The 24,810-nt window shown below is 40.8% G+C and carries 24 protein-coding genes, 1 tRNA gene and 3 pseudogenes; 5 read left to right on the forward strand and 23 right to left on the reverse strand.

The window, feature by feature from the left end; all coding sequences use genetic code 11:
• The first annotated feature begins 269 nt into the window (after positions 1-269).
• The 3 genes and pseudogenes from ACFIML_RS07260 (at position 270) to ACFIML_RS07270 (ending at position 2,455) form a co-directional block, all read left to right on the forward strand.
• On the forward strand, positions 270-548 hold the full coding sequence (locus ACFIML_RS07260) for a hypothetical protein (protein ID WP_375687769.1): 279 nt from the start codon (positions 270-272) through the stop codon (positions 546-548).
• Between the two features lie 49 nt (positions 549-597).
• Positions 598-1,420 (forward strand): annotated as a pseudogene (locus ACFIML_RS07265) (tyrosine-type recombinase/integrase); the annotation flags it as partial.
• Between the two features lie 945 nt (positions 1,421-2,365).
• Positions 2,366-2,455 (forward strand) — tRNA-Ser (locus tag ACFIML_RS07270).
• 115 nt (positions 2,456-2,570) lie between these two features.
• Here ACFIML_RS07270 and ACFIML_RS07275 read toward each other — a convergent pair.
• The 22 genes and pseudogenes from ACFIML_RS07275 to ACFIML_RS07380 all read right to left on the reverse strand — a co-directional run.
• Positions 2,571-2,924, reverse strand: a pseudogene (locus tag ACFIML_RS07275) (helix-turn-helix domain-containing protein); the annotation flags it as partial.
• A 64-nt stretch (positions 2,925-2,988) separates the two neighbouring features.
• Entirely contained in the window at positions 2,989-3,774 is a 786-nt protein-coding gene (locus ACFIML_RS07280; protein WP_375615397.1) for a DNA adenine methylase, read from the reverse strand.
• Positions 3,775-3,847: 73 nt separating this feature from the next.
• Positions 3,848-4,066, reverse strand: coding sequence for a hypothetical protein (locus ACFIML_RS07285; protein WP_375607328.1), 219 nt, complete (start codon positions 4,064-4,066; stop codon positions 3,848-3,850).
• Entirely contained in the window at positions 4,047-4,265 is a 219-nt protein-coding gene (locus ACFIML_RS07290) for a hypothetical protein (RefSeq protein WP_375607327.1), read from the reverse strand. The genes ACFIML_RS07285 and ACFIML_RS07290 overlap by 20 nt, the downstream gene beginning before the upstream one ends.
• Complete coding sequence (locus tag ACFIML_RS07295; RefSeq protein WP_375607326.1) at positions 4,198-4,425, reverse strand: hypothetical protein; 228 nt, start codon at positions 4,423-4,425, stop codon at positions 4,198-4,200. The genes ACFIML_RS07290 and ACFIML_RS07295 overlap by 68 nt, the downstream gene beginning before the upstream one ends.
• Positions 4,422-5,087: a lysozyme gene (locus ACFIML_RS07300; protein ID WP_375607325.1), complete on the reverse strand. Its 666-nt coding sequence runs from the start codon at positions 5,085-5,087 to the stop codon at positions 4,422-4,424. The genes ACFIML_RS07295 and ACFIML_RS07300 overlap by 4 nt, the downstream gene beginning before the upstream one ends.
• Before the next feature lie 13 nt (positions 5,088-5,100).
• The gene (locus ACFIML_RS07305; protein WP_375607324.1) at positions 5,101-6,810 is read right to left on the reverse strand and encodes an alanine-zipper protein; all 1,710 of its coding nucleotides are present in this window, start codon (positions 6,808-6,810) and stop codon (positions 5,101-5,103) included.
• 13 nt (positions 6,811-6,823) lie between these two features.
• Positions 6,824-7,078 carry a hypothetical protein gene (locus ACFIML_RS07310; RefSeq protein WP_375607323.1) on the reverse strand — a complete coding sequence of 85 codons (255 nt, stop codon included), beginning with the start codon at positions 7,076-7,078 and terminating at the stop codon, positions 6,824-6,826.
• A 9-nt stretch (positions 7,079-7,087) separates the two neighbouring features.
• Positions 7,088-8,068, reverse strand: a complete 981-nt coding sequence (locus tag ACFIML_RS07315) for a tail fiber protein (RefSeq protein WP_375607322.1) — start codon at positions 8,066-8,068, stop codon at positions 7,088-7,090.
• Positions 8,061-9,053 (reverse strand): transglycosylase SLT domain-containing protein, encoded by a 993-nt coding sequence (locus tag ACFIML_RS07320; protein WP_375607321.1) that lies wholly within the window; start codon positions 9,051-9,053, stop codon positions 8,061-8,063. Before ACFIML_RS07320 ends, ACFIML_RS07315 begins: the two co-directional genes overlap by 8 nt.
• Complete coding sequence (locus ACFIML_RS07325) at positions 9,053-11,299, reverse strand: hypothetical protein (protein ID WP_375607320.1); 2,247 nt, start codon at positions 11,297-11,299, stop codon at positions 9,053-9,055. Before ACFIML_RS07325 ends, ACFIML_RS07320 begins: the two co-directional genes overlap by 1 nt.
• Complete coding sequence (locus ACFIML_RS07330) at positions 11,292-13,055, reverse strand: hypothetical protein (protein WP_375615399.1); 1,764 nt, start codon at positions 13,053-13,055, stop codon at positions 11,292-11,294. Before ACFIML_RS07330 ends, ACFIML_RS07325 begins: the two co-directional genes overlap by 8 nt.
• Positions 13,055-14,110, reverse strand: a complete 1,056-nt coding sequence (locus ACFIML_RS07335) for a tail fiber domain-containing protein (protein ID WP_375614738.1) — start codon at positions 14,108-14,110, stop codon at positions 13,055-13,057. The genes ACFIML_RS07330 and ACFIML_RS07335 overlap by 1 nt, the downstream gene beginning before the upstream one ends.
• Position 14,111: 1 nt before the next feature.
• Positions 14,112-14,495 (reverse strand): hypothetical protein, encoded by a 384-nt coding sequence (locus ACFIML_RS07340; protein WP_375614751.1) that lies wholly within the window; start codon positions 14,493-14,495, stop codon positions 14,112-14,114.
• Positions 14,496-14,536: 41 nt separating this feature from the next.
• Entirely contained in the window at positions 14,537-15,994 is a 1,458-nt protein-coding gene (locus ACFIML_RS07345) for a hypothetical protein (protein WP_375607318.1), read from the reverse strand.
• A complete protein-coding gene (locus ACFIML_RS07350) occupies positions 15,994-16,692 on the reverse strand; it encodes a hypothetical protein (RefSeq protein WP_375614737.1) in 699 nt (232 codons plus the stop codon). The genes ACFIML_RS07345 and ACFIML_RS07350 overlap by 1 nt, the downstream gene beginning before the upstream one ends.
• A 72-nt stretch (positions 16,693-16,764) precedes the next feature.
• On the reverse strand, positions 16,765-17,250 hold the full coding sequence (locus ACFIML_RS07355) for a hypothetical protein (protein ID WP_375615400.1): 486 nt from the start codon (positions 17,248-17,250) through the stop codon (positions 16,765-16,767).
• A gap of 19 nt (positions 17,251-17,269) precedes the next feature.
• Entirely contained in the window at positions 17,270-18,415 is a 1,146-nt protein-coding gene (locus ACFIML_RS07360) for a N4-gp56 family major capsid protein (RefSeq protein WP_375607315.1), read from the reverse strand.
• 97 nt (positions 18,416-18,512) lie between these two features.
• Positions 18,513-19,424 carry a hypothetical protein gene (locus tag ACFIML_RS07365; RefSeq protein ID WP_375687774.1) on the reverse strand — a complete coding sequence of 304 codons (912 nt, stop codon included), beginning with the start codon at positions 19,422-19,424 and terminating at the stop codon, positions 18,513-18,515.
• Between the two features lie 11 nt (positions 19,425-19,435).
• Positions 19,436-21,490 carry a portal protein gene (locus ACFIML_RS07370; RefSeq protein ID WP_375687776.1) on the reverse strand — a complete coding sequence of 685 codons (2,055 nt, stop codon included), beginning with the start codon at positions 21,488-21,490 and terminating at the stop codon, positions 19,436-19,438.
• Positions 21,475-22,800 (reverse strand): PBSX family phage terminase large subunit, encoded by a 1,326-nt coding sequence (locus tag ACFIML_RS07375; protein WP_375614732.1) that lies wholly within the window; start codon positions 22,798-22,800, stop codon positions 21,475-21,477. The genes ACFIML_RS07370 and ACFIML_RS07375 overlap by 16 nt, the downstream gene beginning before the upstream one ends.
• Positions 22,781-23,095, reverse strand: coding sequence for a hypothetical protein (locus ACFIML_RS07380; protein ID WP_375607311.1), 315 nt, complete (start codon positions 23,093-23,095; stop codon positions 22,781-22,783). Before ACFIML_RS07380 ends, ACFIML_RS07375 begins: the two co-directional genes overlap by 20 nt.
• A 297-nt stretch (positions 23,096-23,392) precedes the next feature.
• Here ACFIML_RS07380 and ACFIML_RS07385 point away from each other — a divergent pair, with 297 nt between their 5' ends.
• Together ACFIML_RS07385 and ACFIML_RS07390 are read left to right on the forward strand one after the other, a co-directional pair.
• Positions 23,393-23,851: a hypothetical protein gene (locus ACFIML_RS07385; RefSeq protein WP_375614126.1), complete on the forward strand. Its 459-nt coding sequence runs from the start codon at positions 23,393-23,395 to the stop codon at positions 23,849-23,851.
• A 59-nt stretch (positions 23,852-23,910) separates the two neighbouring features.
• The gene (locus ACFIML_RS07390) at positions 23,911-24,615 is read left to right on the forward strand and encodes a hypothetical protein (protein ID WP_375614127.1); all 705 of its coding nucleotides are present in this window, start codon (positions 23,911-23,913) and stop codon (positions 24,613-24,615) included.
• A gap of 7 nt (positions 24,616-24,622) precedes the next feature.
• On the opposite strand, the pseudogene ACFIML_RS07395 reads toward ACFIML_RS07390, so the two are convergent.
• A pseudogene (locus ACFIML_RS07395) lies at positions 24,623-24,810 on the reverse strand (hypothetical protein); the annotation flags it as partial.

The following is a 24,810-nucleotide window of genomic DNA, read 5'->3' on the forward strand; positions in this document are numbered from 1 at the left end:
CATAGAGGACAACTAGCATTAGCTCCCACTCAATTGCCTAATTGGAAATATGAAATTAAGCACATCTAAAAAATAAATTTGCATATTTTTAAAAAATGGGAGTGCCCATATGTCATCCAGCACACCCCTACTCATTCCTAACAACTTTTAAGTAATGCATGATTCAGGCTACGGGTGGATTGTGCCAAATCAAGGAAATAAATCATGGGGAAAAAACTGATGAAACAATAGAGTTTGATGGATAAATTACGCTTTACCGTATCCATGAATTGAGAGACTTTAGAGATAAAAAGGCAGGTAATCTTGACAGCTTTATAGAGGATGAAGACAGTTTAAGTCATGAAAACGATTGTTGGATTTATAATGATGCCAAGGCGTATTCCTTTACCAATATTTACGATAGCGCTAAGGTTTTTGATAACGCACAAGTTGCTTATAATGCACAGATTTTTGAAAACGAAAAAATTTATGATAATTCAGAAGCTTGTAACAAAACTATGACCGCCCAGAACGGCGTCCCTTTAACAAAAGACGACATTCCTTTCTAACACCAAAAAACTAACCTTTTAACACCAGCGTGATTCACGCCATGGTAAAATTATATGGTATGTGCGTATTGGTCGTGGTCAACGCATTAGAGTACGTGGAACCTATGGAACGCAAGAGTTTGTTGACAACTACCAAAGTGCGCTTGCTAAATTACAAGGGCTTATACTTCCAAAATCCAAAACCGGTAAACTTATTGAAAGGTTATTTGCATGGCTACTTAAACAGTATTTTAACAGTATCAATTGGCATAGCTTCTCTAAAGTCATAAAAAGAACTCATCCTGATGAAGGTGTGGATTCTATAGGTCTCATTTCATAGCAAGCAATCGAAAAGAAACATATTATAGCCGGTGTTGAACATCGCAAATAAACACTTGGAATGGCTAGAGACTTTCTGAAAGGTCTAAACGGACTTTTTAAATGGGCCATTGAACAGGGTCTTTTTGAAAATAATCCAGCTTTAAGAATCAAAAGACCTCCTCTCAAAAACGAAGACGGATTTCCAGTCAAAATAGAAAAAAGTAAATTCCAAACAGATGTTTTTCTGCCAATTTTGTCTGAAATAGCCCAAACCCTTTAAATTGGTCCTATTGGAGAAGAAACATTCATTTGTGGTCAAGTTAATCAAAAACTCTCGAAAGAAAGCTTTGGCGATACATTTAGATAGACTTGTAATACTGTAGGCATTAAAAAATCAGCGCGCATGGTTTAAGAAAATTAGCAGCAACACGCGCTGCTAATTTCGGTGCAACAGTCTCGCAACTCAAAGCAGTTTTTGGCTAGACAGACGACACTATGGCATCTCTTTACACAAAGAGCGCAGACCGTAAAAACTTGCTCTTGAAGCCATAAAAAAGCTTCAAAAAGATGAGGAAAAGAGGACTATAAAACTCAATAGAATCAGGAACAACCTATTCTCTTATATTAGACATAAATATTTTATTTTACACATATTTGTGAATGAAACGGCTTTTAAAACCTTTTCTGTTAAAGTTTATGCTTTTTTCCTCTGCATAATTTAGCGTTTTTAAGTTCTATTCTTGAAAAACTATGCAATACTTTAACAAACTATTTATTGATCTAAGCGTTCAATAATCTTTTCTTCCATTCAAATTACCTTTTTGCTTATCCTAAAGAAAAAAGCATTATAAATATACCTAATTTTCAGTCATATCTGGAAAAGGTTTCAAACTGTCGATGCAAATCTTACACAACATTTTATTCAAATAGTGTAAATCAGCCCTTTCCTCCAAGATACCCTTTAGACGCATTAAATATCTGAATATTTTTATTTAAAAAATAAAAATCTTTTAAAGAGCTTTCTTATTGAATTGTACTTATTTAAACTCAATAAAAATTTTCCTTGAATATATATCCCATTCTTACAAATTTATCTCTCATAAACTGTCAAAGCAATAACATTTTCTTTTCGCAGATATGACCGATCTAAATAGAATAAATATCTGTAAAGGTAAAATAATTTAAAAATACACGACCGAAATTTAATATAATTTATCAAACATTTTCAACTGAACTTTTCTTATTATTACGAAAACGACCATTAGAACTTAAAAAATATTGCTTTGTGAAAAATTTTCAAACAGGAAAAAGAAATGATAAATATCATAATTACCTTTCATTTTTTCAGAAAAAACTATCATATTTAAAAATGAAACTCTTAGATAACACACTAAAAGAATTAACTTATGAAGAATTATTTTAATTGAAACTTAAATAGTTTTACAAAGAACGCTTTAAAATGCGTATTAAAATGATTGACCTTTTGCAAGAAATTTGTCAAAAAGCATATCTAGTTTGGAGGGGTGGCCGAGCGGTTTAAGGCACCGGTCTTGAAAACCGGCGTGCAGGAGACTGTACCGTGGGTTCGAATCCCACCCCCTCCGCCACAGCACTTTTATGGCGCTATAACTTTTTGATTTTATATGACTTTTTTAAAGGTTCGGGATAAATAAATAAAGGTTCGGGAATAGAATTTTTACACTTTCCTTTACAAAATGCATTCTTTTTGCCAGCTTTCTCTAATAATTTTTTTAATAGTTCTAAATCTTCTTGTGAAATAATGTTTATCAGTCTAGAAAACATACCAACAGTTTCACATCTGAAAGTATCAGAAGGCTTTATAATAAAACTTTTGCGACAAGAATCCGACTCTCTTCTCAAAATTTCTGCTACCTCTTGATCTAAAGCATAGAGTTCAATTATCTTTTCCTCCAATCCTACAGGAACAGATTTTTTGCCAATTTCTACAGATGATAAAAATGCTACAGATATATCTAATTTTTTAGCCATATCTAAAAGGCGTTCTGAATGATCAATGCGAAGTTTACGTAAAATTTTGCCAAAGGATGTAAGCATCTAGAAAGTCCTATTAGAGAAGAAATATTTCTTCTGATTCTAACAAATCTTTTTATGATTTTCTTCAATTATTACGAATCAAGAGTTCTTTTCGGGGTGGTTTTTTAGTAAATCCTGATGTCCAAAGAGTCTCAACTTCTAAAAAGTCAAAATCCCTAAAGATCTCTCGAACCGCATCACAATCATTCAGACTCAAGACAAATTTGCCTTGAATACTTTTGAGAACTTTTGCCATACTTACAAAATCATCTTCAACAAAATTCCCAGAGCTATAGCACTTCTTCTTTACAAGATAAGGAGGGTCTAGGTAAAATAAACTGTCGGGTGCATCAAATAGCTCGATAACCCGCTCCCACGACAAATTTAAAATCGTCGTATCAAGAAGCTTCTGTCTAACACGTTTCATCCTCGCTAAAAGCTTTTCGGGATTAAACTCTGCCAGTCTTTTTCTTCCAAAGCTAAAAGAGACATACTCTTTTTTCCCATACATCACACAACGCTGGAGAAATAAAAACCGTGCGGCTCTTTCAACTTTGGAGAGCTCTTCTGGGTCAATCGCAGCAAGATCAAAAAACAACTGTCTTGAACAAACAAACCACTCCAATCGTTTGGCTAAATCATCAAAATAGTTTTGAACGCATTGAAACAGATTCGTGATCTCTCCATTCAAATCATTAATCACAGAATATTTTGCTGGTCTTTTATTTAGAAAAATAACACCAGAGCCTAAAAATGGTTCAACATAGGTTTCATGGTCAATATTATTTAAAATCGGTATAATTTTCTTACGCAGATAGTGTTTACCACCCATCCACGCAAACAGCGTTTGTGTAAAACTTTCCTCTTTCATAAGCGAAGTTCATTCCCTCAAGCTTTTGCAAGCCTAATCATTTTTTCATATTTTAAGGATAAATTTAGTGAGACTAATTCTTTGAAAACCACTGCTTTAAATGTGCAATGACATTATCTAACGCATCCATGAGGCGTGCAAAATCAAGGATAAGCAAAAAAAGAAAAAATGCTATCCACTTCATCAAGCGAGACATCATTTTCACGCTTTGATAAGTGATGATCATTTCTTGAAGCATTTCTTTTTCCGATTCTGTAAGCTCTGTATGTTTTTCAGCTTTTTTTCTTACCATGTTGCCACCCACACAAGCGTTCTCCTTGCTTATTATGTTTTAAGATCTCTCTTGCTAAGCTCGAACTGATGGTGTCGACATCTTGCTGGCTTAAATAAATAGGTAACCAACCAACACAAGAAGAGATATATTTATTTGTCGTGCAACCAACGAGAGAGAGCAGCACGCACATCAGTATCACTTTTTTTGTTAATTTCATTTTCTACCTCAAGACGGGTTGTTGCTGCTTTTAAGGTTTTTTCTGTTTGCTTTTGCTGTTCAGCCTTTTTTCCAAGAGTGAAAGCTTTGGCTAAAACTATAAAAAAAGCGGCTAAAGCCGCACCTGTTACCATCAAGTTTCTTTTCATCCATAAGATCATAGGCGGTGCTCCTGAAAGCGTTTAGCAACAAAGAAAATGCCAGTACATGCGGCTAAAACCATAATGGCGGCTAAAGCCCATTGGATTGGTCCATTGCCCGCTAAAAACCCACCAAGACCTGAGAAAGAACCAATAATCGGTGCCAATGCTTCTGCTTTGAGAAACCCTGTTGGTTGTTTCGTTTCTACTGTTTGATAATTAGAAGAAACATAAGCCCCTTTCGCCCATAGCCCTGCCTCAGCTACACGCCGGTGTACGAGACCTTGTAAACGTTTGCCTCCCGCTTTGGTCCATTTCTGCAATTCGGTTGGTACCGCTTCATAATCCCCCCGATTAAGCCTTTTAAGCAATGTAGAGTTTTGGAAAGCTGCAATACCCACATTATAACAAAAGGAAACAAGAGCGCCGAACTGCTCGTCGCTTAAATTCACACAAACTGCTTTTTCTACCGCCCTCTCATATTGCCGCAAATCTGCTAAAAGCATGTTTTCAGCTTTTTTTTCTGTAATCACCATACCTTCAACAACTGTTGGTTGACCGGCTTTTTTCGTATGACCATAACCAATCGTCCATATGCCAGAAGCATCTTGATAAGCCTGCAAGCGCAAACCTTCCCACTTTTTTAAACAGTATAAACAGTCTTTACTTATTTTCCGTACCATTGTTCAATTCACCTTATAAATATACTTTTATGAGTACTGCTCCGTCACCACCGTCGCCGCCAATTTTGTCGCCTCCGGATTTCCCATCGAAATATCCCCCGCCGCCGCCGCCAGCTCCATTGCCGCCACGACCACCTCTACCACCTTTGTAACTCTCACCACCCTGCCCCATGATAGAACCCTTACATTTACCGCCACCGCCGCCGCCGCCGCCAAGAAAAGAACTTCCACCAGTACCAGCTCTCTTGCCGTCTATTCCACTCCCTCCACCATTACCACCAGAAAAAATAAAGCTTTCACCACTGCTGCCGTCCCTGTTTCCTCCTCCATCGCCACCTTTCCCTCCAAAGTTAACAAAAATCATGGAGACGGAATATCCTCCTTCTGCAGTAACAAGCCCTTTGATAATTGTTTTACCACCATTGCATAAAATGTTACTGTCATTGCCTTTACCACCACGACCAATGTAAGCTGTTTTTAATTTATCTAAATCAGAACCTTTCATTTTAACATGCACGCATTGACCGCCGCCTCCGCCGCCATCTTTAACACCACCACCTCCACCGCCCCAAGCCCATACTTCGATATCGGTGTCAGCAGTAATACCATCAGGCAATAGAATATCTCCGCTTTCTGTCATCAGAATTTCAACAGGTTTTCTAACCCCGCCATCATTGTTGCCGCCACTACCGCCGCTGCTATTGCTACTATTTGCTTTGATTGAAGCCATCAGTTTGGCTGGTGAAATAAGTGCATCCACTGTTTTTGTGCCATCAATCCAGTCTTGTTTGGCAAGAGGTTGAATGAGATCAACTTTTTTCTGTACACTATGTGCTGTATCTTGCGCTTTATCGGCTGCTGTTTGCGCAATATTTGCCTCAGCTTTTGCACTGTCTCCCGTTTTTTGTGCTGTCTCAGCCGTTTTTTTTGCATCTACTGCATAAGCTTTTGCATCATTTGCTGTTCTTAATGCACTATCTGCAACGTTCTTCGCTTCACTTGCAACATGAATCCCTTGTTGTGCAACATCTTCAACTTTATCAATTTTTGCAATCTGTGCACGTTCTGGAGGAGTTAAGATAAGATGCTTTTTCCCTTCCTTCATATTCTCCATATCAAAGGCATCTTTTTCTATTTTATCTGGATCATAGACTGATTTTGACATACCAAAAGACTTTGAGCCTACAAAATAACGAATGGTATTTTTGAGATCTACCGGAGATATGGGATAATAAACACCTTCATCCCCCATACGCCATTTTTCCATTGTTGGCTGCGTAGCACTCAACCATCGTAACTTTGATCTTTCCTCTGTGGTTAAGATCTTTTTTGTAGGACCCTCGTGCATATTTTCCATAGAAAATGCATTTGCCCCCACATTGTCGGGATCATATGTAGCAGCCTTCATATCGCCAATCCCTAAAGGCGATATTTTTACCCAACCAGCGCCTGATAAAATCGCATTCTCATGCGCTTCACCACTTGCTTCAATATCGTGAATTGTGACCTTATTTTTGTAAGCAAGGGCTCCAATATCTCTCTTTGCAACAGCATCATCAGCCTTTTTTCCTTGAGCAGCAGTTGCAAAATATTCTACCTCATAAGCTGCTGCACTCCCCACTGAAACTGGTGCAAGAGCCTTACTATTTAAAACACCTTCTTTGACTTCTTTCTTTGTTGCTGGTTCAAGCTTAAATATATGTGTGTGATAGGGTAATGGCATCGCGTTTCATTCCTTAATCAGTTCGTTGTCTTGTTGTGTGAAGAGAGGACTGCAATTCATCAATAAGTTGTTGCATGGTCTCGAGACGTTTATCTGTCGCTTCTTTATATTCTGCCAAAGCGCTTAAAAGATCATGCTGTATGTCGCTTTTGACAAGATCAAGCACCTTATTTAATGGTGCATGGACCATTCTATTGCTTGCATAAAAAAGGACGCGGATTTGCTCCGCGTCCGCAATATCATCAATAGCAGACGGATTATTGATCATTTGAAAAACTCACGATTTTATGGCATAAACAACCGGTACATTAACAGGGCGTGTTTCTGCCTCGCCCGTTGAAGAAAGTGTTATCTTGTGCGTATGCACTCCAGCAGGTTGTGTTGTTCCTCCAAGAACGGCATAGTGATAAGAGGGGTTTCTTCTACCAATATCATTGGCACTCCATCCCACTCCATTATACTGAAACTCGTGTGTATGCTGCCCCGCCGATTCAACACTACAAGCATGTGTGTGCGATTTAAGGCAATCTTGCTGTATATCAGCAAATTTTCTACTTCTGTCTAAACCGCGACCATTATCAAAGCCGCGCAAAAACATTCCTCTAAAGTCTGGAACTTTAAAGGTTGTATCGCTGTTTTTTCCCCATTTATCCCCTATCGCCTTGAATAATTGCGGATAATCCTTGCGTTCATAAGTAGCGCCATCACATAAAAGCCAACCGTTTGGCACTTCTTGCATAGCAAAGGTCGCAATAAAACCGCAAGGAAAGGTTTCGACCTTTGGTAGTGGAATGGGGGTAGGGTTTAAAAGATACCAGCCATCAAGACCTTTTGTTGATACGCCATCATTATAGACTATTTCATAAATACCGCCCGTTTGTAACTCACCACCTATCAATGGTACTATCCCCGTGCTGGTGGCTTTATAGAGTGGCTTTGCTCCTATATTATTCATGTTTATTGTTGTCGTACCAATATTTATACCACGCGCCTTAAAGCGGATAATGATATCGTTTTTATATTTCGCTATCGGCGACACCGTCGTCAACGTGATTGATGTTGTTTGTTCCTTTCCATTCACAATAAACTTTGAGTCAAGAGAACCACCATTATCGGCAAGATATTCACGTATACGCTGCATCATGACCCGCGCACTATCATTAACAGAACTAGGTGGCTGCCCTTCTGCCCAATTAATGATACTATCGGAATTGGCATTTTGATCAGCTGTGAGTGACCAGTCATAAATATCAGACATGATAAGCCCCCGTTCTTCTTAATAGCTCTTCGCGCAATTGCTCTTCTTTTTGCCGCCCATAGGAACCAACAGATTGCCGCCTAGAGGGATCAATGAGAGGTGTTAAATCTGTCGGTCCCCCAGTCGATTGTGAGAAACCCGCCATGACTGGTTGCTGTAACATTTGTTGCTGTACCATCTGTGCCTGCTGTTTTTGTCGTTCTCCATTCTCTCTCATTAAATGAAGCAAACCGGAAAAGCCCTTTTTAAGAGCACCTGCATCAATACCTTGTGCTTGTAATGGTGTAGTTTCCATAACCTGTCCTGTTAAATTGTCTCTGCTTTCAGGTGCCATCATTCTGTTTGGGAATGGCGTGTCATATGCCATCAATTGGTTGCCCCCTTGATCACCTTGCCCCACTTGATTACCTTGAATTGTCTTTTGAAGCCTCTCAAACCCACGCAAAGGCCCCATCTCGTTTGGTGCTGCTTGTCCATTGCTTTGGTTTTGCTGTATCGTTCTCTTCAAAGCATCTCCCGTTTTATTATAAAGCCCATAAATATGATTCATAAAATCCCCTGCTGTAGCTTCCATATTGCCACCGTTGAGTGTGACTGCCTGTCGACCTAAAAGCTGGCTTGCTGGAATATGTGGATTTTTGATAAGCTTTACTGCTCCTGCTGGTCCTTGTTGGTGTGCGAGGTAAAGCTCTGCCTCTGATGGCTCTCTGCCTAATGCTGTGACTAAATAACGCGTATTATCCTTCGTTAACCGTGCCATAGCATCGGTTGCTTGAAAGGGATCAAACTTGTCATTCAGTTGATAGTGTTTTGCTGTTGAATCTAAAAATTGATACAGCCCCCCTGCACTGCTGTTCTTATTTCTTGCATTTGGATTACCATTACTTTCTATCATAGCAACACGTTCAAGAAAGCTTTCTGGTAAACCATATTTTTGTGCTGCCTGTGAGATAGCACGCTTCACATTAGGATGAAAATTGATCATTAGTTTATAACCGTTCTATCAACGCTGCTATTCAAAATAATGCCAACAAAATTAATGAATTTCGTATAATTTTCTCGTGTTATTAAGCGTTTCTTTTCTGCTTCATGAAACGTCTTAATTAATTCAACAGCTTTTTCTCTTGCTAACCCAAAATCTCCTTTTTCCCGCGCTGTTATAAGCGCTGCAATATCTCTCTCAGTATCTTTATGGACGCTTGAGAATTTGCGTCCAAATTCTCTTGCGAAATTTTTTACAACTGCCTTGATGAAAGCAATCTTTCCTATACCCATAGTCTGTTGTTCCCCCCTCTCTTCCACTTCACCTATATGGTTTGGCAAGCGTGCAAAAAGCTTTGTTCTTTCCACTTCTGGTCGCAACACTTTCATAAGTTGCTTAGCTTTATCTTCACCAAAAATACGCTGTAATTTTTCTTGACCATTTTTTGTGTCAAACAAACTCAAAAGATTGTGGTCAAAATTCTGTGCATTGCCTGCCGCATGTTCTACTTGCGACCGTATACCTTTTTGAAACGCATCTTTTTCCATCAACCCAAAATCCGAAAGTTGACTGTTGATTGTGTCGAGATTAACGCTCTTCTTCAGCGCTTGCTCTCCCTGCTCGAGGGCATCACCAATAGTACGCTCGTCATAATAAATTTTCCGTGCTTTAGCATAATCTGGAGAGGACATATCCAAAACGTCCAGAATGCGTTGTTTGAACAGAGTCAAATCTCGCGCATATCCTTGTTTTCCTTTGATGCGCGCAGAATTAATTTGATCATCCAAAACCTCTTTCATCTTATGTAAAATTCGCATATTCAGCTTTGGATATCCATTGCTCCCTATAACTGTTGCATCCGCTTCATTTGGCATTTGCGCAATTGCTTTTTTATAGGCTTTTTGGAAGGCAGGAGTTTCTTGCAACCGCGATAAATCTTCACGAACAGCATTAGAAATGGGAGAAGCTTTCGCCCTCTCATAAAATGGTTCAGCCTTTTTCTGTGCTTGTTTGATAATCTCTTGCTTTAAATTAAGCGTATCTACTTTTGGACCCATCACATCTGTCAACGCATTCTTTACCCGCAATGCACTCGCATCTTGCCTTTCATTCAAACGATTACTTATAAGCGAATATGTATCAGAATCTTTTTTTGCTGCCTTAAAAGCTCTTGTAGCAAGCTCATCATGAAGATCAATAATCATTGAATCAGGACCTCGCTGTTTTAATGCCCTTTCAAGTTTATCAACACCTTCATCCCCTAAAGTTTGGCTTACATCCCTAAGCGCTCTATCGCTTATCTGAAATGCTTCTTTTTCTACACCTTGTGTTATTGGTTCAGTTTTACCAAACAATTTCTCAGCTGTTTTTTTGACAACAGCAGATGTGTTCTTAACACCAGAAGCCGTTACTTTGAATGGTTTTGTAACAAAAGGTGTAACCTTTAAAGCAGAATGTGCCACAAATGGTGTTGCAACGCCTAGCCCTGCACCAAACCCAGCAGACACTAGAGTATCTGCAAGCCCTTCCCCTTCACCACTGCCTGCTATTCCACCATAAATGGCTCCAGTTTTTGCTGCACGCCCTAAGCTAAATTTTGCCGCCTCTTTACTTGCTACTGCTTTCATTGCTGCTTCACCTGCAGCTTTTGCTGCTGCCCGTTCCGCACCCTCTGCTAAAGCAGATTGCACCGCCCTTTCTCCTGCTGCTAAAGCTTTACTGGTTATTTGTGCTCCTGCAACACCAGCTCTACCTCCCAGCACAACATCAGCCCCAATTGCCGCACGAGCAGCAGCAGTAGCCCCTGCCGCGGGTGGAAAGAGGGCAGAAGCAATTACGGGTGCCGCAGCACCCGTTAAATTCCCCGCAAGAGATGCATAAAAATGATCTCGGTTCGCCGCTCTTTGATAATCACGCCATCGCTTTGTCACTTCATTATACTTTTTGACTGCCTCTTTATCTCCCATCCAATAAGCAATAGGACCCGCTTCTGATATTCCGGCTATTTCATCATCATAGCCCATAGTTAACCCGTGAAGAGCTCCCCATCCAAAAGCACCCGCAACACTTGGATGTGGACCATCTTCTTCTGTTTCCTCTGTTGCACCATTATTTCCTGTAACAGAACCACTTAGCCTTTCCTTATTCTTCGCGAAAAGCTCTTGAAGCTGTTCTGGTGTATAGTCACTTATATGCCCAATGACTCTTGTGTTTTTACGATTAATAAGAGGGGGGATTACTTCAGCCATTGGTTTGTTTCTCCTTAATGCGTCCATCTCTATCAACGAACAACATGCCTTCCGGCAATGCTTCTATCTGTTTTTCTAGTGGATCATTTGACTGTGCATGATTTCCCTTATAAGCATCTTGCCCATAGGCGGCTCGAACGAGCTCGTTTGTTGCTTCTGCACCACCAAAAAGAATTGCGCGCGTTGCTGCATTGGATTTATTGAAAGTGTCAATAACTGTTTTTAAAGATTTCTTCATTTGCTCTGCAGAAAGATCTTGATACAGTGCTGCTACAGAGTTTTGCAATGCTTGCAATTCCATATTAGACAAATTCCCAAAACCAGATGCGCCATTTGGTGAAAATGCTTTTGCTTTTCTCAAGGCATCAAGCCCGATACTTGCCTTCAATGAATCGAGCATATGCCCAAAATCTTTTGCCTTAGAATTAGGAAGGAACGACCCTATAGAACCCGTGAAACCAACAACATGCGGGTGTTCCTCAATAGTTTTTAGCAATTCTTTAGATGCTGAGAGTATACGATTTGACCTGTCTGCTGTTTCCAGAATTCGCATTTGCATTTGTTGGTTTTTACGCTCCTCCTCCTTCTGTTCTTGAATTAATTTATGTTCTGAACCACTGCCTGCAATTGGCACCGCACGTATGCCACCAAGTGCATTTTCATCCTTAACATACATATAACCTGATTCAGGCTTTGACAGCATGCCATCAGTATTTCCCCCTAATCCAGAAGCAGTGGAACGTTGTCCCCCTTGGACTGGGATAATTTTCCCTGTGCTTGTTGAGACTTGGAAAGTCATATCCTCAGGCAATCCTTGCTCTGCCTTTTCTTCTGATGTCAATGTTCTATAGCCTTCTTGAGGGCTTAACGTGTTGCCTATAACTTTCATGGCAAGATCTGGATATTGCATGATTGCTTGTGCGTCTTTATCATCGTATCCTTTAGAGCGTAAAAACTCAAAAATTGGTCTATTTTGAGCACGTACATTATTGCCCTGCCGCATAACAAGCGCCGCATTTGAAAAGCTTTCTTGCGGTGTTTTTCCTGATGCTAACCCCGCAAAAAAATCCATGAGATGCTCGGAAAATTCTGATTTTCTAAAACGCTCCCATAAGCTGCTTGGATTTGCATCTTTATGAATAAAGTTCCCAACGGCGTTTACATAATCGGTTGCCTGTTCTGGCATATCATTTGCTTTTAAATGCTCCTCTTCTGGTAAGTGTGCATTCAAATGTTTTTCTTCTCCTATAGGTGCATCAAAAAGCTTTTCCTCATCATTTCCAGAATCGTTTTTCAAAGAGTTTGCCGCTATAGATTTCTCATTAAGTTGAGCAATATAATCCATCACATCTTTTTGCTGTCGCCCAGCTTCATCCCCACTATACTGATCAATGTTCCCAACAAGTGGAGATTGAGGAATCATTGATGCAACACCTCCCTGCTCTGAGAAGTCATGCTTTTGTTGCTCTGGCGCCTCTTGTATCTTAACAGTATCCTTTGAAGCATCCGGTAATGGAGGCATTTGGCGCTTTAAATCATCTGTAGACATAATCAATTCTGCGGGCGTTTTTTTCCCAGCTTGTTCTGTCCCTGTTTGAGAACCACGAATAAGCTCTGTAGGACTCAATTTTTGTGGAGTATCAGCCCCATTGCTCGCATCAAAAGGGTCTGTGCTAAAAGCAGCAAGTTCCAACGCTTTACGCTTTCTATAAGCTTTTTCACGCTCTAATGCATTTAATTCTTCTCGCCAAAACATCACTGCACCCTTTCCATTTCAAATCCAAGCTTGCTATAATCCACATGCAAAAAGCCTGTCGTCTTATGCAAAAAAACAGCTTTAGGATTTGTCTTCAAAACATCCTGCGCCATCACCCCGCGATAGCGCTCTGGATAACCTTTGTAGTTGTATTCATAGAGTGTATAGCCATTTCTCTGCCCAGCCTCTCTGATGTTTTCTTTTGCTCTGATGTCACTAAGCCCAGCAAAAGTACCAAGGATAGTTCCAACATTTCCAACAATCTCCCATGGATTAGGTTTTGGCTGTGGAGTCAATGTCGTCATTTGTCCTGTTCGCGTTCCGTAATTTCCAGCAACAGCCCCACCAGCTGCAAGCAACTTACTTAACTGGTCCCAATCAAGATTGTTCTGCTGCTCCCATTTTTGCCGCTCTTCATCCAATTGCCGTTGATGATTGGCATCAAGCACACTCCCTCCCGCCAATGCATTGAGATTTGCCTGTCCTTGACCTTGAAAGAAGTTATTAGCGCCCGCCAACTGATTTTGATTGGCTTGATCAATCATTCCATTAGCTTGCATCATATTGTTGACATCTTGGTTATATTGCTGTGAGAGAGCTTGTGTTGCTATGCCGCCTAATTCATCAGCCAAAACGCCCGTATGTGCACCAGAACCATAACGCCCCGCGCCTGCTAGCGAACTGTTAATAGAGCTTGTTGCTTTATTTAATGCGTTTTGAAGTGCTTCATTAAAGTAAGGGTTATTGCCTATTTGTTGCCCTGAAGCCATATTCTTTAAGTTTTGGCTTGTTGAATTTTCCCCTGTGGCTAATCCATTTAAAGTGTTATTATCATAGTTATGCGTATTATTGCTAAGCCCTTTAATCGCATTCTTTGTTTGATCACTTAAACCCGCAACACGCTGCCCGTCATAAACGGCTTTTCCGCTGCCTTGGTTATAAAAAGTCATGGCATCTTGAGCTGCGTGTTCAAAAATACCTTTTGCCCATGCAGGGGGTTCATTTGTTTGCGTCGTGTTTTGGGTATTCTGGATTGGTTTAGAACTTTTTCCCATATTAAAGCTGCTTTCTATATTCTAAAAGATTAACGAGATATCCATGCGATTTAAGAGATTTTTCCCACCCTCGCCTGCCTATGATGACAAGCTCTTTTGCCCCTTTTTTCTTGTAATAGGCTTCAATCTGAGTGATAAGCTTTGTTAAGGGCGCTCCTCCCTTTCCACCAAGCGTGACAACAACCGCCCTTAATGCTCCAGTGACGAGTTCTTGTAACTGTGTTGTGACATGCGCCATAAAGTTTTCATGCGCATCAACGATAATCCAAAGAACTTTTTCTCCCTTCAAAATATCGTTTAAAATGGTCTCTGTATTATAATCATCAGGGAATTTTTGATTAAAATAAGCTATCGATTTTATGACATTGTCAAAATAGGGCGCCATTTGTTCAGCGCTCCATTTTTCTGTATTATAGATCTTAAAACTCATCTTATGCCCGCGGGTTTCAGCGTTACATCAAAGCCTGTTATATGCGTCCATGGCGTACCTTCTGGTATTCTCAGACGCAAAGCGTGATAACGCGCCCGTGAGCGGATATTATACATCCCAATATTATAGCCGGCATAACGCTCTTTAGCCCAATTTAATTGGTTCTTGTTATCAATGATAAAAGCCGCTCCAACACTTAAAAAACCATTTGTGGTATCCGCTTGAACAAAAGCCTCACTCATCAGGTTGATTTGCCTGCCCGTATCCCCCACAATTTGTGAAGCAATAACTGCTTCCATCGGAGGACCTGCAAAAAAACCAAATGTGTTGTCTGGCGTAAAGGCTCCCAAAACAGGCGCACCATTTTGCCACATTTTACTATCAAGAGAAGCTGGTAAATCTTTCAAGCTCTCTTGTACTTCGTCTAAGCCTTCTAATGTATAACCAGCAGCAAAGAGGGGAAATAAGAGAAGGTTCTGCCCCTTAATGACACTCCATATTTGCAAGAGCCAATCATAAACATAAATATGCATACCTTCAGTGTTATCATTGATAGAAAAATAAACACGAGAATAGACCGGATCAATACATGCCCTCATCTCATCAATGGCAAAGTTATTGTAAAGTGTGAAGATGGTTTTATCGACTTTGCCAAAACCAATAGGGAGCATTTCACCAGCACTGTTGATTTGATAAAAACCATCATCAGAGACAAAAAAAGTACAGTCTCCACGGCTTGCAATTGCTGTGCTGCTTTTAGCTCCTATTTTGTCTTTTATTTTTGCAAAACTGAATATAATTTTAGAGCCTGGTACAAAGGTTGCGTGATAAATGGCGGAGCGCATGAAAATAAGCGGATTTGTTGATTCCGTAGATCCTTGAACATATTCTCCATCGGGAAAATCTTGATAATCGCAATTTTTCTCCCCAACCGTCCAATGTGTCGCATCATTCAAACCTGACCACTGAACACGGTTTGGCTTATCTGTTAATTGCATCAAGCAAACAAAATCACCCCACACACGTACAAGTCCAGCACGCGGAGGATTACCGCTCAGATCACAAAACCTTTCATCCGTTTTTAACGAAAGCATTTGTGGTGGATCATTGCTATTAACAGCAATGATATGATCACCAAAGGAGGCAAAAGACCAAAGTGCAGTTTCATTGGCGTGATATTGTGTGTAAGGTTTGCTAATGTCTTTCCAGCCGCGCGTGCTGTTGTCATATTCATAAAGTTTTGTTGGTGCCCCCACAATGATGCGAACACCACCCAATGAGCGCACCGCATAGACCCCCAAAACCACATCCGGAAAAGGATCTGAGACCGGCGCCACAATAGGAAACGGAATATACGAATTTGGTGCAGGTAAAACGTTCACAATCTCACTAGAATAACCACTATTAATAAATGCAACATCTGGTCTATACTCAGCAATAGGAATAAAGGTCATCAGAAATCCGTGTGTTGAATTTTTAACAAATTCTTGCGCCGTGATGTTTCAATTTGTAGCGCATCGAGTTGCTCTTGAAACATGGCAAAAGCTGCCGCTGCCATCTGTGGTTCTTTAATAATATTGGTATAAATTTCATACTTTGCACGCGTTTTGATCAGTTCATAGGCTTCTAAAAACCATATGGACGCTTCTTGTGCACTCTCAATATCTTTTATTCTTATAGGGTCAAGAATAAGCCTGATAGAATAAACTCGCTCTGGTGTTGGATACAATACAAGCTTTTGTTCAAAATAAGCATAGCGTGTCGGCATGCCATGGCTACAATCATCCTCAAGATTCTCAATAAAAAGCGGATCTGTATGCAAAAGCTTTGATTTGCTGTGATTATCTTCATAAATGTAAGCATCAACAATGCGAACAGCCCCTGTCATTGAAGGATGTGTCTCTGCACCATAACGGCTTTTTCCCTTTATAGTGGTAAAAACAACTTCGCGGCTTTCATTGAAATAAAAAGGCAATCGTTCACAAAAGCGAATAGCCGAAAATATCGCCCTTTGCACTTGATCAACATACTCATCTGTTTGATCATCTATTTCATCCTGAATATCGTTTAACATCTGGATAAAATTTTTATCCCAAGGAGCAATGGTCTGTTTGTCTCCAATCGGACCACCTGTCTGTACTATTATTGTCATATTACCCTCTTCCAAATGTCTTGCGGCATCTTGTATGGGAGGGGGACGCAAGCAACAAACGCCCCCTTGCCTTTAACGATTTGTATAAAACTCAACAATCACCTCAACATCACCTTTGGTGCTTTTCTTGTCTCGTGTCATGTAAATCGCACTTTCAGCTTCTAATGGAACATCTCGTTCCTTCATAGGGAGGTACAGATTGCTATTGGAATATTGCGTAAGCCCTATATTTCCATAATCATTACCATGAGGCTCTTTTCCAAATGTAGCTTTTACATCTTCAAAATCCTCCATGGGATAAGCTGTAATACTTTTTATAAAAGCCCCTCGGGGTAGAACGCCAATTTTCGTTATCAACCCTTGGTCCGTACATTTAACACGCGCCCGTAAATAACTAACCTGCTGCGTAGAGTTGTTGCGTCCCTGCAAAACAGGTGGCAATCCCTCATCTGTCATCTCAACAATTTCAATAGGTTCAACAATTTCAATAGGTTCAACGGTTTCAATAGGTTCAACAGTTTCATCAGGTTCCTGTGTAATTAGCGATTTTTCTGCCATAATTGTCATCCTTTAATAATTAGCTTGCTTCAGCAAAAGAAGGGATGACAATGGTACCAAAATCCTGTCCCCCTTGATCAGAATGAGGCAAGGTGTAGCGTGATTTTTTCATGCCGATAATGGTCTTTGCCGCCAAACCAAATTCACGTTGATAATCAAACAATTCTTCAACAAGTTTATAACGTGTACCACCCTTTTTATCATCACCTCCTGTTGCACCATTGCCAATGCGTCCATAAGCCATGATGATACTTTGCGCACCAAGCAAAATAGCACGACGAACAGAGGGAACAGGCTCTTGTGTCTTTGAATTAACACCATTGGGGACATGTTCAGCTTCACGCAAAATAACACCATTATACATCCCTAAAGAACCATTAAAAATTGGGTTCTTAGCTCCAGAGCCATCATAAGCTGCCTTGGTAATGTCTAACCATTGACCACTCTTTGTATTGGTACGCAATTGAGTTACCTGTATTGGGTGGAGATACATCACATATGCCGATTTCCCATCAACACGAACCGGACGCAAACGTGGATTAGCAAGTTTAGCGCGTTCAACAGCCCGATCTATAAGATCTAATGTAAAAACATCATCTTTTGTAAGCTCTTCATCAGTCTTTTTCTTATTCGGACGAATAACACGCAATTTGCTTGGCTCTGATGGCGCGTTAAAACCATAATGCACCGGTTTAAGCGTTATGCTGCGCCCTTCAAAATGCATCCATGGTGCTGTATAGCCTGCAGCCTGAATGAAAAACATCATACTTAAACGGTCTGCATACCAATCAACCAACCCATCTTTTGCTTCCTTACGCAAATTAAAGGGAACACGTTGTTGATCAATAGAGCCTTCATATTTGATGCGCACAGCATGAGTAAGCTCGTTGATGCGCACCTTTTCATTCATAAATTGGAGGGCTTCTTCATTGCCTTCCAGCGTTTGTCCCTCGCTAACGCCATCCCCCATAAGTTGGACTCTTAATCCGCTCGTCACAGAGTCACCAGCGGATTTTCCTAGCACATCCAACACTTGGATAATGCTGTTTTTGCTCTCCCCCATCAGCGGTGTAATAGGCAACGCTTTTGAGGTCTCTGTGTTTAGCATCTTAGCCCAAACGCCAACGGCTAATGGGTCATTGAGCTTTACTTCTGTTACTGCCATTTCAATCAATGCCTTTCTTGGTTTTTAAAACTCGCCTTGCGGCTATCCCAAACGATAAAAATCACTTGGTTCTCTCTGTTGCGTCACCACGCACATCTCACGCTCTGCTCATAATTTGTTCAAATTTTTTGGGATTTTTCTCAACCCATACAGCAAATTCTGCTTCCGGCATGGAAAAAAGCGTTCTCACATCCATACCGCCTGTTGGAACTTGTCCGCCGCGCGCTGTAAGTGTCCGCGCTGCTTGAGAGCGCTCTTGAAGGGCTCCCACTTCGTCCTTAACGGGCGCTCCACTATAGCCAAAAGCTTTCGCTTTTTGCACCAGCACCTCTATTGGGTTTATACCGGCTTTTTGGCATTGTTGGCATATCTGACGCAATTCAACACCAATTTGCTGTTGCCGAGCCATGGGGTCTTTCCATTGTGGATAAAGATCTGCCTGCGCTTGTAGGACACTGTCTGCTCTTTCATAGAGATAATCGGTGATACTGTCTAAATCCGGATATTTATCTTGTACCTGCGCTTTGGCTTCCTCGAAATAATCCCCTAATTTTTGGCGTTCATATTCCTCTTGACTCATGCGCTCTTGGCTCTCTCTCATATGAGAAAACTCATCAAGCAATTTCTGTTGTTCTTGTACCTTATGACTAAGCCATGCAACATGTGCTTTTGGGTTGTCTTCTAGGGAGGGAACATTTTCCTCACGGCGGCGCGTGACTTCTTCCTGCATTGCGGCATATTTTTGCGCAAGTTCAATAGCCAATTCACGCGCTTCAATGGCGCTTTGTTCTGCCTTTTGGCGTGCTTGCCGCTCTTGCTCTAGTTTATCAGATTCTATTACATCAGAATTTGGCTGCTCCTGAAGCGGTTCTACAGCTGGCTGTTCAGAACTTTCCTCTGCATCAAAAACTTCCTCAACTTGTTCAGGCTCGACCAACTCAACAGCATTATCACTGGCAAAATGTTCATCATAGATTGCTTGTTCTTCAGGCGTAAACTCTTCTTCCATATTCTGTCCCTTCAATGTGTTATTATATTTTTTGTCAAAACTCGATAGTGTTCCAACTGTGCCTGTAAAGCTTTGCGTTCTAAATCACGCTGTGCTATCTCATTTTTTGCCTGTTGAAGTTCGAGCTGCATACGCGCTTGTTCTTGTTTCAAGAAAAGTTCGATATTTTTCTGCTGCAATGCCGTTTGTTTCTGCTGCGCATCAAGTTGATAGAGTGTGCTCTTTGCTTGCGCTTCCTGCTGTAAAATAGCAATCTTTGCTTGTTGCTCTGGAGTTAATTGTGCCCCTTGGCTTTGTTGTATCATCTGCTGTTGCTGTTGTTCTTGTTGTGCTTGCTGTGCCTTTGCGGTTAAACTTGCTACCAATGTTGCTGGCAGTGGGGAAAGCTTTAAAAGATCTGGAATCATCTCCGGTGTTAAGAAGCCACCAAGCAACGGCAACATCTGCGTAATTGCCGCAAAAGTTTTTTCTTTTTCATTGGGGCTTGTCGGTGAATCATCAACAATAATGTCGTACTCAAGCGTTGTGACAGCTTCACGCGTCAACGGCACATATTGGGCATTCTCTTGTCCAGAAATACGTACCAAACGCCCATCAGAGAGATAATTTTGAATAAGATAGAGAATAATCTTTCCCTGCCTACACCGATAAAGCTTGAGATTGTCAAACAACCCCGCAAGCAAATTAAGCGTTGATTGCCGGCGTGTGTTTTCCAGCACATTGGCTTGGTTGACCTCCCGTGTTCCGATAAACTCAGCTGATAACCCTGTTACATGCGTTATCGCTTCACGCGATTCATTAAACAGCTGAAAAAATCCATTGGGAAATTGTGCACTTGGCTTTGGTTGAATTTTCCCTCCTATAAGCGCGCCATTTTTAACCCAAGTAATCGTATCCGTTCGCGCCCAGCTTTCCATAGCTTGGCGATCATCATCGAAAGCGTCTCGTTCTGCCATCAAGCCGCCCTTAGACTGGCTATTAAGGATATACATCACTTGGCTAAAATATTTATTCGACCATTTTTGTGGATCTTTTGCGGGGCGAACAATCCCGTAAAACTGGTTTTTAAGCTTATCCAGCGTGCCCGTGATACACTCCCACCCAAATTGCCCATCAGGTGCTAATGGCTTATCGGGCTTTGCTAAAAGACGTCGTCCTAGAAAAGCGCGCCTCACCACTTTTTTATTAAAACACACCCCTTGTAGTTGTGGCATCACCCTTTGAAGCTGTTCAAACTCCTGTTTGCTATAGTTGCGCATCTGGCCGGTTTGAAGATCAGGCGCCTTGTAAGTGATCTCATATTCAAACCAACGGCATTCAACCAGCGTAACATAGCGTTTCCTAGAACACGGCTCTGATAGAGAAGTCGCATTGGAGTCATCTTGATACGCATCAAGTGACACATGAGAATCCTCAGAAGCGGTTGTACTATCGATAGCCCAATCGGCGTTAAGATCTTCAACAGCAACATCAGGAAAAAGACTTTTAGCATCCTCAACAGATTTACGATCAACATACCACATACGCTGTGCGTCAATGAGATTTGGTCTTACAGCATTGGCATCCCAAACCATTTTTAAGGGATCTAAACGTTGAACAGCAGGTATCCCTTCGGGATCTGTATCATAATCAAGCCGCGTATCTGTCCAGCCCATACCGCAAATGACCATATCCTGAAAAGCATCGGAATCGGCATATTCCGCCTCCGCCTCATCACGAAACCATTCTGCTGCTCCAGTAAGCAATTCATTGGGTATTGCTGCTCCCATTTGCCGTGGTTGAAACTGTACTTCGCGCTTATTATTACGCTCCGCTCCAACAATAGCATTCACAAGGGGCGCAATGCGGTTAAAAGTCATGACAGGACGGCGTTGCTCTTTTAAAACCGCAAGATCTTCCTCTGCCCATTGACGACCATTATAAAAATCAAAATCTTCACGCGCCTGTTCACGCCATTTATTGACATGTTCAATATCTTCTGCGTACCAAGACTTTAAACGCTTATAGATTTCATATTCATCGAGGATTGTCGTTTTTTGAAAGTCTTGATCTAGAATGCCATCCATGATGCCGCTTCTCTTTCCATCGTGCAATAACGCTCTTGCTTGGGTTTGACACTGGGTGCTTCATAGACAACGCACATTAAACCAAAGGCATCCGCCCCATGGCTCGACCAATCATGCTCTGCACCCAAACCAATGCCGCGCTTCTCATCCCATTTCTCGTGATACCAATTCAGTGCTTTGCGCCCTGCTACCGTCATCTCTTCATTAAACCAAACAGACGGCAAAATACGCCGCACCGCCTCTATTCGCATCTTAACCGCCCCCGCCCCTTGATTAGGGATTACTTGCGTTTCAAAACCCGCATCATTTAAAGCACTCTCAAAACTCACATTGTGCACACGATCTCTCGTCGCACCATCATGGGGTAACACCATCAATGCCTTCTCATAACCATTTTGACGTAACCAACCGATATGTTCCGATAATGGCTGTCCCTGTGCTTCGTAATAATTAAGCACTCTGATTTCTCGCCCCACAAACTGTGCTATCCATATCGCTGTTGCATCTGCCTTGGCGCCCGTACCCCCAATGTCCCAAAAAGCCCGTATCTGCATTAAAGGGTCACGCGCAACACGCCCTATCCGCCCCTCTTGCTCGGCTGCCAACATTTCCCTCTGATAATAAGCACCTTGAACCGCTTTCAGATAATCCCCTTCCCAGATATGCTTATAGGTCTCTGGACGGTTTCTCAGATCATCCAATCGTGCTTCATTCAAGATCTTGGGAAACTTCGGATTGTCTGACCAATTGATCTCTACACGCTTGATTGCCTCATTGTCTGAAAAGCGAAACCGCTTCTCAACGGGTGCATTCTCTCGCAACGGGTTCCATGTGACCCATAACTCTGCTCGCCACCCCTCTCCCTCTTCTCGCAAAGTCGGTATAAGCGTCTGCCAAGCCGTCTCTGTAACCGGCTCTGCTTCATCAACCCAACAAAGCAAAATACGCCCCATGGATTTGATACTGGCAATATTACGGTCTAGTCCAGAAAACTGAAAGGCTATACGACCATCTATCGATTTAATCGACGACTCCCCAACCTTGTAATAGTCCTTTAAAAAGTCGTGCGCTTCAATGGCGCGCTTAATCTCCTCCAATGAACTCTCTGCTAGCGAATTCTGAAACTGACGTGCACAAAGTATAGTGCCTGATATCCCTCCCATACCAAATTGATAGCCTTTTAAAGCAGCCATCAAGGCAAATGATCTTGTCTTTCCAGACCCTCTTCCTCCCCAAGCAGCACGCACCAAAGCCTTACCTGTAAAAATCGGTATAAGCTTTGGAACAATATTAATCTGTCGTGTCGTCATTGACCAAAGGCGCGATTTCTACACGCGTTATCATCTTAATGGCGCCCCCATCTTCCCCTGTCACTTGAAGAGGCAAAATCTTTCCCAACAATGACAGATAAGCAGCGGGGCATTTGATTGCCTGTTTTTCTAGATAAGAGATCAAACCATCATCACCATATTTCTTACCAGCGCGCTCAGCTGCCTTAAGCACTGCTTCTTTCAAAATACGTGTCGTTTTATTTGGCACACCTTTTACTCGCCCTTGACCTGCCTTTGGGGGCGTTTTTTTTGCAAGTTTTTCAGTGGTTTTCATGTGTGTTTCTTTTTGTAAACAAGACAATAAAAAAACCCCGCAAAAGCAGGGCTCTGAACAATCATATAAACTTATAAGAAAGGTTATACCTTTACCGTAATTCTAGACACAACTCGACTAGTACAGCAACGCCATAAAACACTATTTTTCATATCCTGTCAACAAAAAAATCACGATATTGTATATTTTTTATTTTTTTACCTAAATCTAGTGTCTTTAACAACCAACCACTCACAATTGTATCATCTAAACGAATCAATTATATGACTAGAAACTAATAAAAAGCGGGGGAGAACAATGCGTGATATTGTCATAGTAATAGTGGGTATACTCATCCTATGGGCTATAGTCTCTGACATGCGGGAAGAAGCAGAGAATGGTCGGAATACAGAATTTCAAGGTACTCTTTTATTAGTCATAGTACTTGGGGTGCTTTGGTATCTTGAATTTTCAAGAAACTCTTTATTAGTAGTAGCAATTTTGTTGTTTGCTTGGAGAAATTACCTAGGAATAATAGCAAATTTTGAACATGATCGCTTAGTCGAATACTCTCAAATGGCGTTTGATTATGAGAATGAAAAAATTAATAAAGCGATTATACAACGAAACGAAGCAGTTAAGGAAAACAGTAGGATGGTCGATAGACACTACAAAGCGATTAAGGAACAAGAGAAAATAATTGAGGAATTATACGAAAAGCTTTGGCAACAACAGAAACAGATAATGATAATGGAAAAACAGAATGAATCTGGTTGAGAAAAAAATCAATTAAAAATTCAATACTATGATTAATGATTAATAAAAAGGGGGAGAAAATGTGGTTTATTATAGGAATTGTAATCCTTATCTTAATAATCCCAATATTAATTGATATTATTATATTAGTAATTTACGGCATTGGATTATTTCTAGGGGGCATACTTGAAACTCTAAAAGAGTTCCTAAATTTAGTAGGAAAAATACTATTAACAATAATACTGCCAACGTTAGAAACTATCGATTATGCTTTTACAAAGGATAAAAGCAAATGGAACGAAATAATTGAAAAACGAGAAAGATTTAGAGAACATAAAGCGATTAAGAAAAAAAACGGAGAAAAAACAATAAATTATTACTTTCGTTTTGCTAAACGTGGCTTATTTCTACTCTTGCGCCTAGTGGGGCTCTCCTATTTCACAGCAGTGGTTACCTTTATAATTATGTTTTCTACAGGGTACATCATTGCTACGTTTTTCCCCCGCTCTTTTGCCCCTTATTTGTTAGGGACAATTATTTTAATGCTTACTCTTCCCCTTACAGTCTGTATGGCACCAATCCAATATAGAATACAATCGCTACCAGTTTCATTTTTACTACAAATGTTAATTCTTTTTATTGAGTTTCACGAAAACCTCTCTATGGGTATTGTATTCTATATCGCATTCTTTGAGCTATTCGTATATATATTATTTAGCTTTTCTCACGCAGTATTTATAGCCGAACTATCAGAAGAGCAATCAACTGCCTTTGAAACATTATAATAAACATTTACCATTTAGTTTTTCTGTCAAAATATTTATGAAGCGCGTTAAGAGCGACCCGCAATGAATTCACAAGATGTGGTAATGTTTGGTCTTCGACAACAATATATTGTATTGCTGCATAAAGATTATACTGTCTATAGAGATGTTGTGTTTCTTTTATCGCCTCTTGCATATTAGAAAACTGTCCTGTTG

It is taken from the genome of Bartonella sp. AC62GZZY, from assembly GCF_042196525.1.
Taxonomy (GTDB): domain Bacteria; phylum Pseudomonadota; class Alphaproteobacteria; order Rhizobiales; family Rhizobiaceae; genus Bartonella.